This window comes from Paenibacillus sp. NRS-1781 (assembly GCF_050467745.1).
Lineage (GTDB): Bacteria > Bacillota > Bacilli > Paenibacillales > Paenibacillaceae > Paenibacillus > Paenibacillus terrae_A.
On record NZ_JBITPI010000075.1, the window covers coordinates 1 to 1,205 of the forward strand.

The 1,205-nt window shown below is 40.4% G+C and carries 1 protein-coding gene; it reads left to right on the top strand.

Features of this window, described 5'->3' with window-relative positions:
• Positions 1 to 164: 164 nt before the first annotated feature.
• Positions 165 to 1,205, top strand: a 1,041-nt coding sequence (locus tag ACIFO6_RS22730) for a DNA modification methylase (RefSeq protein WP_430044162.1), incomplete at its 3' end; no start/stop codon positions are given.

Consider the following 1,205-nt stretch of genomic DNA (forward strand, 5'->3'; position numbering starts at 1 on the left):
GGTAGCCTCCTACTCGATTTAGAGAGGAGCAACAAGATTGCTATTAATTTTACAAGCAATAATCATAGAAATATTACGAGTTGTCACTGCAATTGGTGTGTTTTTCACCTGGATGTGGATTGCAGCCTTTTTAAAAATGAAGGTAGAAAGGGGGATCAAGTGGATTGGAAATCAAATTTGTAAACGTAGAAACTCTAATTCCGTACATAAAAAACGCCAGAAATAATGAGAAAGCTGTAGATTATGTAGCAACCAGTATTCAGAGTTATGGATTTAAGAATCCAATTTTAATTGATAGTAACAATGAAATCATAGCAGGTCATACTCGTTTGTTAGCAGCCAAGAAGCTTGGATTAAAGGAAGTACCAACAATACTGGTAGATGATTTAACACCAGAACAGGTCAAAGCTTTCAGAATAGCCGATAACAAAACGGCTGAGTATGCAGATTGGAAATTTGAAATGTTGGCGCAGGAAATGGAAGAATTAAAACTGGCTGATTATGATCTTTCTCTAACTGGATTTGATATGAGCGAGTGTGAGCGTCTATTGGATACATTGCACGAAGAAACAGTGGATGAGGAAGATGATTTCGATGTAGAAGAAGCATTGTCTGAGCATCCGATCACTCGTAAAGGTGACATCTGGCTGCTTGGGAAGCATAGGCTCATCTGTGGAGACTCAACTAATCCGCAGGATATCGCAACATTGATGGATGGCAAGAAGGCTCAGCTCATTGTAACTGATCCACCCTATAACGTGGACTATACAGGTAAGACCAAAGATGCATTGAAAATTGAGAACGATAAGATGGACAATCACCAGTTTTATGATTTCCTATTGGCTGCCTATACTCAAATGTATGAAGTAGCTGATGACGGAGCAAGTATCTATGTATTCCATGCTGATAGTGAGGGCTTGAATTTTAGGAAGGCATTTATCGAAGCTGGATTCAAACTAGCACAATGCTGTATCTGGGCAAAGCAAGCCATGGTACTCGGTCATTCTCAATATCACTGGATGCACGAACCCGTATTGTACGGTTGGAAGCCGACAAGTCGACACTATTGGAACAGTGATCGGAAGCAGACAACCTTATGGCAATTTGATCGCCCCTTCCGAAATGAGTATCATCCCACGATGAAGCCGATTCCCTTGATTAGTTACCCAATTAAAAATTCGAGCAAGCTTGGTGACATCGTGTTT